1 pseudogene is annotated in these 10,694 nt (G+C 74.7%); it reads left to right on the top strand.

Going from position 1 to position 10,694, the window contains the following annotated elements:
* Window positions 1-54: 54 nt before the first annotated feature.
* A pseudogene (locus ABD371_RS19160) lies at window positions 55-10,686 on the top strand (type I polyketide synthase); the annotation flags it as partial.
* Window positions 10,687-10,694: the final 8 nt, after the last annotated feature.

The raw sequence follows: 10,694 nt of genomic DNA, 5'->3' as shown, positions 1-10,694 counted from the left end.
CAGGAGAGCACGATGACGACCGAAGCGAGCAAGAGCCCCAACGAGCACAAGCTCCGTGACTACCTGGGCCGGGTGATCGCCGAACTGCACACCACGCGCAGGCGGTTGCGCGAGGCCGAGTCGCAGGAGCACGAGCCCATGGCCATCGTGTCGGTGGCCTGCGCCCTGCCCGGCGGTGTGCGTTCGCCCGAGGACCTCTGGCGGCTCCTCTCCTCCGGCACGGACGCCGTCACCCCGTTCCCCGGTGACCGGGGCTGGGACGTCAGTCCGCTGGTGGGCGCCGAGGGCGTCGCGGCCCCCGAAGCGGCCCAGGGCGGCTTCCTGCACGATGCGGGCATGTTCGACCCCGCGTTCTTCGGCATCAACCCGCGCGAGGCGCTGGCCATGGACCCGCAGCAGCGGCTGGTCCTGGAATCTGTCTGGGAGGCGATGGAGCGGGCCGGCATCCATCCCGAGACGCTGCGCGGCTCCCGCGCGGGCGTGTTCATCGGGGCCAGCGGACAGGGCTACGGCATCAACATGCAGGCGGGCATGGCCGGGACCGAGGGCTACCAGCTCACCGGCAGCGCCACCGCCGTACTCTCCGGCCGTATCGCCTACACACTGGGCCTGCGGGGGCCCGCGGTCAGTGTGGACACCGCGTGCTCCTCGTCGCTGACCGCCCTGCACCTGGCCGCCCAGGCCATCCGCGCCGGCGACTGCTCCATGGCCTTCGCCGGCGGGGTCACCGTCATGCCGCACCCGGTCGCCTTCCACGAGTTCAACCGTCAGGGCGGCCTGGCCTCCGACGGCCGGTGCAAGGCGTTCTCCGCCGACGCGGACGGCACCGGCTGGGGCGAGGGCGTCGGCGTACTGCTCATCGAGCGGCTCTCCGACGCCCGCCGCAACGGCCACCCGGTGCTCGCCGTGATACGCGGCAGCGCGATCAACCAGGACGGAGCCTCCAACGGCCTCACCGCCCCCAGCGGCCCCGCCCAGGAACGGGTCATCCGCGCCGCCCTCGACGACGCCCGCCTGACGCCCGACCAGGTCGACGCGGTCGAGGCGCACGGCACCGGAACCACGCTGGGCGACCCCATCGAGGCACAGGCGCTGCTGGCCACCTACGGCCGCGACCGGGACCGTCCGCTGTGGCTCGGCTCGCTGAAGTCCAACATCGGCCACACCCAGTCCGCCGCCGGGGCCGCCGGCGTGATCAAGATGGTGCTGGCGATGCACCACGGCGTGCTGCCCCGCACCCTGCACGCCGACGTGCCCACCCCGCACGTGGACTGGTCCTCCGGCCGTATCGAACTGCTCACCGGGGAGCAGCCCTGGGAACCCGGCGCACACCCCCGCAGGGCGGCCGTCTCCTCCTTCGGCATCAGCGGCACCAACGCCCACCTCATCCTGGAGGAAGCCCCCGCCGAAGCCCCCGCCGAGGGTCCCGCCACCCGCCGGCCCGCCCCCGGCACGCTGCCGCTGCCGGTGTCCGGCCGGAGCGCGCCCGCCCTGAGGGCGCAGGCCGAACGGCTGCGTACCTTCCTGGACGACGGGACGGGAAAGGCCGCCGAACTCGTCGACCTCGCCCACTCCCTCGGCGCGACCCGCCAGTCCCACGAGCACCGTGGCGTCGTCCTCGCCACCGACCCGGCGAACGCCCGGGCCGGCCTGCGGACCCTCGAAGAGGGGCGCACCGGGCCCGACGTGCTCACCGGCGCCGTACGGCCCGGCCTGACCGCCTTCCTGTTCACCGGGCAGGGCGCGCAGCACGTCGGCATGGCACGAGAGCTGTACGAGACCTTCCCGGTGTTCGCCGATGCCTTCGACACGGTGTGCCAGAAGGTCGGCGGCGACCGGCCGCTGAAGGAGATCGTCTTCGAGGACGGCGCGGCGCTGGACCGCACCGTCCACACCCAGCCGGCGCTGTTCGCCGTCGAGGTCGCGCTCTTCCGCCTGGCCGAGTCCTGGGGCCTGCGCCCCGACGTACTGGCGGGCCACTCGATCGGCGAGCTGGCCGCCGCCCATGTCGCGGGCATCCTGTCGCTGGACGACGCCTGCCGCCTGGTCGCGGCCCGCGGCCGGCTGATGGAGGAACTGCCCGAGGGCGGCGCGATGCTGGCCGTCGAGGCCGCCGAGGGCGAGATCGAGCTGCCCGACGGGGTCGACCTCGCGGCGGTCAACGGGCCCTCGTCCCTGACGGTCTCGGGTGACGCCGGCGCGATCGGCGCGCTGGAGGAACGGCTGCGCGCCCAGGGCCGCAAGGTCAAGCGGCTCGTGGTCTCCCACGCCTTCCACTCGTATCTGATGGAACCCATGCTCGACGAGTTCGCCGCGATCGCCCGCGACCTCACCTACCACCCGCCGGTGATCCCGATCGTCTCCACCGCCGGCCTCGACGGTGACCCGGCGACCTGGGAGCACTGGGTCGGACAGGTCCGCTCGACCGTCCGGTTCGCCGACGCCGCCGGGGAACTGGCGCGCCAGGGCGTCACCCGGTACGTCGAGGTGGGCCCCGACGGGGTCCTCTCCGCCCTGGTCGGGGCCGAGGACGACACCGCCGTCGCCGTCCCGCTGCAGCGCGACGGCCGCGACCAGACGGACACCCTGCTGCGGGCCGTGGCGCGCCTGCACGTCGCGGGGCTCGATCCCGACTGGGCGGCCGTCCTGGAACCGTGGAGTCCGCGCCGGGTGGACCTGCCCACCTATGCCTTCCGACGACAGCACTACTGGCCGGCCCTCAGCAGCCCGGCCGACCTCGGGGCGGTCGGGCTGAGCGGTGCCGGACACCCGCTGCTGGGCGCGCTCGTCTCGGTGGCCGGCGACGGGGGCCTCGTGCTCACCGGCCGGCTGTCCCGCACCACCCACCCCTGGCTCAACGACCACCGTGTGCTCGGCGCGGTCCTCGTCCCAGGCACCGCGCTCGTCGATCTCGCCCTGCACGCGGGCGGCCGGGTCGGCTGCGCCGTCGTGGACGAACTGACCCTGGGCACCCCGCTGGAACTGCCCGAGGCGGGCGGTCTCCGGATCCAGGCGGAGGTGGGCGCCCCGCTCGCGGACGGCTCCCGGGAGATCGCCCTCTACACCCGGCCCGACGGGGCCGACGGGACCGAGGGCACGGACGGCGGCTGGGTCCGGCACGCCACCGGCGTCCTGGCCCCCGCGCGCCCGACGGCGGGCGAATCCCTGGCCGAGTGGCCGCCGCGGGACGCCCAGCCCGTGGTGCTGGACGACTTCTACGCCGCCGCGGCGACCGCCGGCCTCGACTACGGGCCGGTCTTCCAGGGACTGCGCGCCGCCTGGCGCGCCGCCGACGGCGTGGTGTACGCCGACGTGGCGCTGCCCGTCGTGGCCGACGGCGCGGACTCCCCGGACGCCGGGGGCTTCGACCTGCACCCCGCCCTCTTCGACGCCGCCCTGCACTGCGCGGCCCTGAGCGGCCCCTCGCGGGACGATCCGGCCGTCCGGGTGCCGTTCAGCTGGTCCGGCGTCACCCTGCACGCCAAGGGTGCCACCGCCCTGCGCGTGCGCCTGACCCCGGCGGGCACGGACGCCGTCTCGCTGGAGTTCGCCGACCCGGCGGGACGCCCGGTCGCCTCCGTGGAGTCCCTGGTGCTGCGGCCGGCGACGCCGACGGACGGCCGGATCCCCTCCGACACGCTCTTCCGTGTCGAGTGGGCCGCCCTGCCCGCGTCCGGCCCGGCCACCCCGTGGACGGTCGTCACCGGAGCGAGGGGACTGGCGGCCCTGGCCGAGCCCCCCGCCCTGGTGGCCGTCCACGCCGACGCCGACACCGACCCCGAGGACTCCGACGGCCCGGTGACCCTCGACGGGCCCGCCGCGGTCCGCCGCGCGGCCCACCGTGCCCTGGAGTACGTACGGACCTGGCTCGCCGACGAGCGCTTCGCCGCCTCCCGTCTCGTACTGCTCACCCGAGGTGCCGTGCCCGCCGGGGACACCCCGGTCGACCCGGCCGCCGCCGCGGTGTGGGGGCTGGTGCGCAGCGCGCAGACCGAGCACCCGGGCCGCTTCGTCCTGCTCGACCTGGACCCGTCCGACGGCGGCACGCCGGTCACCGGCCTCGCCGACACCGATGAGCCGCAGCTCGCTCTGCGGGAGGGCCGGTTGTCCGCGCCCCGTCTCGTCCGGGCCGTCGTCCCCCCGGCCGCGCCGAGCCCGCCGGAGGCGCACGGCACGGTGCTCGTCACCGGCGGCACCGGAGTCCTCGGCGGCCGTGTCGCCCGGCATCTGGCCGCCGAACACGGTGTCCGTGACCTGCTGCTGGTGAGCCGGCGCGGCCCCGAAGCGCCCGGGGCGGACGAACTGATCGCCGAGCTGGCCTCCCTGGGGGCCCGCGCCCGCGCCCTCGCCTGCGATGTGGCCGACCGCGAGGCGCTGGCCGGGATACTCGCGGCCGTGCCCGCCGACCGGCCGCTGACCGGTGTGGTGCACGCCGCCGGGATCGTGGACGACGGCGTGGTCACCTCTCTGACCCCGGACAGGCTCGACGCGGTGCTGGACGCCAAGGCGGCCTCCGCGCTGCACCTGGACGACCTGGTCGGCGACGTCTCGCTGTTCGTGCTGTTCTCCTCGGCCTCGGCCACCTTCGGCTCCGCCGGCCAGGCCGGCTACGCGGCGGCGAACGCGGTCCTGGACGCCGTCGCCCGCCGCAGGCCGGGTGCCGTCTCCGTCGGCTGGGGCCTGTGGGCGGAGGCCTCCGGCATCTCCGCCGGGCTGGACGAGACGGGACGGGCCAGGATCCGGCGGGTGGGCTCCGCGCTCGCCACCGCCGAAGCCCTGGCCGTACTGGACGCCGTACGGACGGGCGACACCCCGCACCTGGTCGCCCTCCGGCTGAACCTCACCGAGCTGCGGGAGGCCGCGGACCGCGACCCCGCCGCGGTGGCCCCCCTGCTGCGGGGCCTGGTCACCCGCCGTGTCCTGCCCGAGGCGGCGCGTGCCGTGCGCGGTGCCGCCTCCCCGCTGGGCGAGCGCCTCGCCGGTCTCGGCGAGGCCGAACGGGTCGAGCTGCTCACCGAGTTGGTGCGGTCCGAGGCCGCCGGTGTGCTCGGGCACAGCGGCGCGGAATCGATCGAGGACCACAAGCCCTTCAAGGACCTGGGCTTCGACTCGTTGACCGCCGTGGAACTGCGCAACCGGCTCGGTGCCGTGACGGGCCTGCGGCTGTCCGCGGCCCTCGTCTTCGACCACCCCTCCCCGCAGGCCCTGGTCGCCCATCTGCTGCCCCGTCTGATCGGGGCGGACACCGCGACGCGCGCGCGGGCCAACCGGGCCGTCGGCGCCGACGAGCCCATCGCCATCGTCGCGATGAGCTGCCGCTACCCCGGTGGGGTCAACAGCCCCGAGGACCTGTGGAACCTGGTGGCGGCGGGCTCCGACGCCATCGGCCCCTTCCCGGACAACCGGGGCTGGGACACCGCGGCCCTCTACGACCCCGACCCCGACGCGGTCGGCAAGTCCTACGTCCTCCAGGGCGGATTCGTCCACGACGCGGACCGCTTCGACCCCGTGCCCTTCGGTATCTCGCCGCGCGAGGCGCTGGCGATGGACCCGCAGCAGCGGCTGATGCTGGAAGCCTCCTGGGAGGTCTTCGAGCGGGCCGGAATCGACCCGAGCTCGCTGCGCGGCAGCTCCACCGGCGTGTTCGCCGGACTCATGTACCACGACTACGGCGCGACCATGACCGTGCTGCCGGAGGGGGTCGAGGGCTACATCGGCACCGGCACCTCGGGCAGCGTGCTGGCCGGCCGGGTGTCCTACACCTTCGGACTCGAGGGTCCGGCCATGACCGTGGACACCGCCTGCTCCTCGTCCCTGGTCACCCTGCATCTGGCCTGCCAGGCGCTGCGCAACGGCGAGTGCGACATGGCGGTGGCGGGCGGTGTCACCGTGCTCTCCACCCCGGGCGTCTTCATCGACTTCAGCAGACAGCGCGGTCTGGCGTCCGACGGCCGCTGCCGCTCGTTCTCCGCGGACGCCGACGGCACCGGCTGGTCCGAGGGTGTGGGTGTGCTGCTGGTGGAGCGGCTCTCCGACGCCGTACGCAACGGGCACGAGGTGCTCGCGGTGGTGCGCGGCTCCGCCGTCAACCAGGACGGCGCGTCCAACGGGCTGACCGCCCCCCACGGCCCCTCCCAGGAGCGGGTCATCGGTACGGCGCTGGCCGCCGCCGGCCTGGAACCGCACCAGGTGGACGTGGTGGAGGCGCATGGGACGGGTACGACGCTGGGTGATCCGATCGAGGCGCAGGCGTTGCTCAACGCTTACGGTCAGGATCGGCCGGAGGGTCGGCCTTTGTGGTTGGGGTCGTTGAAGTCGAACATTGGTCATACGCAGGCCGCGGCGGGTGCGGGTGGTGTGATCAAGATGGTGCAGGCGTTGCGGCACGGGGTGATGCCGCGGACTTTGCACGCGGATGTGCGGACGCCGCATGTGGACTGGTCTTCGGGTGCGGTGGAGTTGTTGACGGAGGCGCGGGAGTGGCCGGGTGGGTCGCGTCCGCGTCGGGCGGGGGTGTCCTCGTTCGGGGTCAGTGGTACCAACGCGCATGTGGTGCTGGAGGAGTACCGCGCACCTCAGCCGGCCGTCGCGCCGGTGACGGGGAGTGTTCCGGCACGGCCCGCCCTCCCGGTCCTGCCCTGGATCCTGTCCGGCAAGAGCACGGCCGCCCTCCAGGAGTCCGCGGCCAGGCTCGCCGCCGTGGCGGACGACGCCGACCCCGGCGACGCCGCGTGGCGGCTGGCCACCGGACGGGCGGTGCTGGAGCACCGGGCGGTGGTGCTGGGGCCGGACCGTGCGGGTGCGCTGCGGGCGTTGGCGGAGGGCGTTCCGCATCCGGGCGTGGTGCGTGGCGTGGCGCGTTCCCGGGTGTCTCCGGTGTTCGTGTTCCCCGGCCACGGCGCGCAGTGGGCGGGGATGGGCGCGGAGCTGCTGGAGCGGGAGCCGGTGTTCGCCGAGGCGATGGCGGAGTGCCACCGGGCGCTGGAGCCGTTCACCGATTTCTCGCTGCTGGACGTCGTGCGGGACGGGGCGGGCCTGGAGCGGGCCGAGGTGGAGCAGCCGGTCCTGTGGGCGGTGATGGTGTCGCTGGCGAGACTGTGGGCTTCGGCGGGAGTGGTGCCGGCCGCGGTGGTGGGCCATTCCCTGGGGGAGATCGCGGCGGCTGTGGTCGCGGGCGGGCTGTCCTTGGAGGACGGGGCGCGAGTGGCGGCGCTCAGAGCCCGGGTGATCGCGGAAGAGCTGGTGGGACGGGGAGGGATGGCGTCGCTGGCGCTGCCCGCCCCGGCGGCTGAGGAACTCGCTTCGCGGTGGCCGGGGTTGTCGGTCGCGGCGGTCAACGGGCCCGGTTCCACGGTGGTCTCAGGCGATGTCGCCGATGTCGAAGGGCTGCTGGCGCACTGCGCGACCGCGGGAATCAGGGCGCGACGGGTGGCGATCGACTACGCGTCGCACGGCGTGCAGGTGGAGCGGGTCCGCGAGCGCCTGCTGAAGGTGCTGGATTCCGTCTCCCCGGTGTCTTCGGCGGTGCCGTTCCACTCGTCGGTGACGGGAGAGCGGAAGGACACCGCGGGCCTGGATGCGGACTATTGGTACGACAATCTGCGGAACGCCGTGCGGTTCGGGGACGCCACTGATGCCTTGCTGGCCGAGGGACGGACGGTGTTCCTGGAGGTCAGCGCCCATCCGGTGCTGACCGTTGGCGTGCAGGAGAGCATGGAGGCCGCGGGCCGTGCCGGGGCTGCCCTGGGCACGCTGCGCCGCGGTGAGGGCGGTCAGCGGCGTTGGACGACCGCATTGGCCGAGGCCCACGCACACGGCGTCCCCGTCGACTGGCGCACCGTTCTGGAGGACCGCACCGGCAGCGCCGTCCAGCTCCCCACCTACCCGTTCCAGCGGGAACGCTTCTGGCCCGAGAGCCGGGCGCTGCCCGCCGACGTCTCCGCCATGGGCCTCGACCGCGCCGACCACCCGATGCTCGGCGCGGCGGTGCCCGTGGCCGGCACGGACGGGGTGCTGCTCACCGGACGGATCGCCGCGGACACCCACCCGTGGATCGCCGATCACGTCCTGCTGGGCACCGTCCTGCTGCCCGGCACCGCCCTGGTCGAACTCGCCCTCCGGGCCGGCGCGTCGGCCGGCTGCCCCCACCTGGACGACCTCGCCCTGGAGGCCCCGCTCACCCTCCCCGAGGGACGGGCGGTCGTCCTCCAGGTCGTCGTCGCGGACAGCACCCCCACGGAGAGCACCCGCACCCTCACCGTCTACTCCCGCACCGAGGGGGACGACGGAGCCTGGACCCGGAACGCGAGGGGCACGGTGCGTGCCGCCGACCCGGCCGGATACGTCCCGGAGCCGGTCCCGTGGCCACCCGCGGACGCCGAACCGGTCGACCTGACCGGCTTCTACGAGCCCGCCGCCGACAGCGGCTACGGATACGGTCCCGCCTTCCGGGGCCTGCGCTCCGTCTGGCGGCGGGACGACGAGGTGTTCGCCGAGGTCACGCTTCCCCAGGAAGCCCGCGCCGGCGTCGAGGGCTTCGGTCTGCACCCCGCCCTGTTCGACGCCGCCCTGCACGCCATCGGCGCCGGAGGACTCCTCCCCGGAGCCGGCGGGGTGCGGATCCCCTTCGCCTGGCAGGGCGTCACCGCGCACACGGCGGGCAGCACCGAACTGCGGGTCCGGCTGAGCCGCTCCGCCGAACGGGAGTCCGTACGCCTGGAGGCCGTGACCACCACCGGCGCTCCGGTGGTCCACGTCGAGTCGCTGGAGCTCCGTCCCGTCTCCGCCGCCCAGCTGACCTCCGCGAACGGTCCCGGCGACGCGCTGTTCACCACCGACTGGACATCCGCCGCCCCCGGCCCGTTCCCCGCCTCGTGGGCCGTGGTCGGCGGCGACATCCTCGGCGCGGCCGACCATCTGGCCGAGGAGGACTTCGCCGTCGAGTGGCACGCCGACACCGCCGCGCTGATCGAATACGCCGACGCGGGCATGAACGTACCCGAGGTCGTCCTCCTCTCCGGGGCGGGAACACCGGACGACGAAGACGCGGAGGCGGTCCACCGCCGGGTGGCCGAGGTACTCGAATCGGCACAGACCCTCCTCGCGGACCGGCGCTTCGACGAGTCGCGCATCGTCCTGCTCACCTGCGGGTCCGTCGCCGTACGCGACGGTGAGGACATCACCGACCTGCCCGGTGCCGCCGCCCGGGGACTGCTCCGGTCGGCACACTCCGAACACCCCGGCCGGTTCGTGCTCGTCGACACCGACGGCGACCTCACCGGACTCGCCGAGGCACTCGTCCCCGACGAACCGGAGACCGCGCTGCGCGGCGGCTCCCCACTGGTGCCACGCCTCGTCCGGGCCCGCCCGGCGGGCGAGCCCGCGCTGCCCGCCGGAACCGTCCTGGTCACCGGCGGCACCGGCGGCCTCGGCGGCCTGGTGGCCCGGCACCTCGCCGCCGCCCACGGCGTCACCGAACTGCTCCTGCTCAGCCGCTCCGGCCCGAACGCCCCCGGAGCCGCCGATCTCACCGCCGACCTCGCCGCCCTCGGCGCACGGGCCGAGATCGTGGCCTGCGACACCGCCGACGAGAAACGCCTCGCCGAGGTGCTGACCGGCCGGCGGATCGCCACCGTGGTCCACGCGGCGGGCGTCCTCGACGACGGCGTCTTCTCGTCGATGACACCCCAGCGCGTCGCGGCCGTGCTGCGCCCCAAGACCGACGCGGCGCTCCACCTGAGCAGACTGGCCGGGGCCGAACTGTTCGTGTTCTTCTCCTCCACCACCGCCACCTTCGGAGCACCCGGCCAGGCCAACTACGCCGCCGCCAACGCCGCTCTGGACGCGCTGGCCACCAGGATCCGCACCCGGGGCCGGGACGCCCTCTCCATCGGCTGGGGCATGTGGGCCACCGGCACCGGCATGACCGGCCATCTCTCAGCGGCCGAACGCGAGGACGCGGCCGGCGGCGGAACCGCCCTGTCCGACGAGGACGGTCTCACCCTGCTCGACGCTGCCCTCACCGCAGGCCGCTCCCACCTGGTGGCGGCCCGCCTGGACCTGACCGCCCTGCGGGCCCACGCGCACAGCGTCCCGGTGCCCGCGCTGCTGCGCGCCCTCGTTCCACCCCCGATCCGGCGGACGGCCGAGGGGGAGAGGCCGGACACGGCGTCGCTCAGCGCCCGACTGGCTCCCCTCGACCCGTCCGAGCGGCGGCAGGTGGTGCTCGACCTGGTCCGCGGCCACGCCGCCGCGGTCCTCGGACACGCCTCCGCCGAGGCCGTCCACCCCGAGCTGGGCTTCACCGACCTGGGATTCAGCTCGCTCAGCGCGATCGAGATCCGCAACCAGCTCAGCGCCGTCACCGGCCTGCGGCTGCCGACCACGCTGGTCTTCGACCACCCGAACGCCGCCCGCCTCGCCGACCACCTGCTGGAACAACTGGTGGTCGAAAGCGCCGCCACCGGCCCCGCCGCGCTCCTGGCCGACCTGGACCGGCTCGACGCCGCCCTCGCCGAGACCAGCCCCGGGGACGAGAACCGAGGCCGCCTGGTCTCGCGGCTGCACGCACTGCTCGCCCGGCACGACACCGCGGACGACTCGGGCCTGGTCACCGCAGCCGGAAACCTCGACACGGCGGACGACGAGAACCTCTTCGCCTTCATCGACAACGAACTGGGAGCCTGAGGCGATGC

The organism is Streptomyces amakusaensis (assembly GCF_039532665.1).
In the GTDB taxonomy this organism is placed as follows: Bacteria; Actinomycetota; Actinomycetes; order Streptomycetales; family Streptomycetaceae; genus Streptomyces; species Streptomyces amakusaensis.
Note: the sequence above shows the minus strand (reverse complement) of the source record. Positions and strands in the feature narration are given on the sequence as shown.